General features: G+C 52.1%; 1 protein-coding gene. It reads right to left on the bottom strand.

All coding sequences use genetic code 11. From position 1 onward, the window contains the following. Window positions 1–511, bottom strand: a 511-nt coding sequence (locus R7Q09_RS28505; protein ID WP_318144253.1) for a glutamate synthase-related protein, incomplete at both ends; no start/stop codon positions are given.

The raw sequence follows: 511 nt of genomic DNA, 5'->3' as shown, positions 1-511 counted from the left end.
GCCTTAACAACATCTAGCCCTGTTTTTAACCCGCCATCTACTTGAAGACGAATCTTATGGCGAAGGCCATTTGCAACCAGTGCTTGTTGGGTTTCTGCGAGGCCAAGTTCCCAAGGACTACCTGCGTATTTCACCGAAGTCAGTGGACTTGCGGCCGTACCGCCATCGTAACCTGAGATAGTGATGAGGTCGGCGTAAGCTTTTGCGACCCCTGTGGCTATGGTGCCGACACCCGGCTCGGAGACGAGTTTCACCGAAACTAGGGCATTCGGGTTGACTTGTTTTAGGTCGAAGATCAGCTGGGCTAAATCCTCGATCGAATAAATATCATGATGTGGAGGAGGGGAGATTAACGTCACCCCTTGCACCGAGTAACGCAGCTTGGCGATTTCTGCCGTGACTTTGTGCCCTGGTAGCTGACCACCTTCACCAGGTTTAGCTCCTTGCGCAACCTTGATTTGCAGTACGTCTGCATTGGTTAGGTAATGAGGCGTAACCCCAAAACGGCCTG

Source organism: Vibrio sp. 2130-1, assembly GCF_033339515.1.
This window is presented reverse-complemented; position numbering and strand designations above follow the sequence as displayed.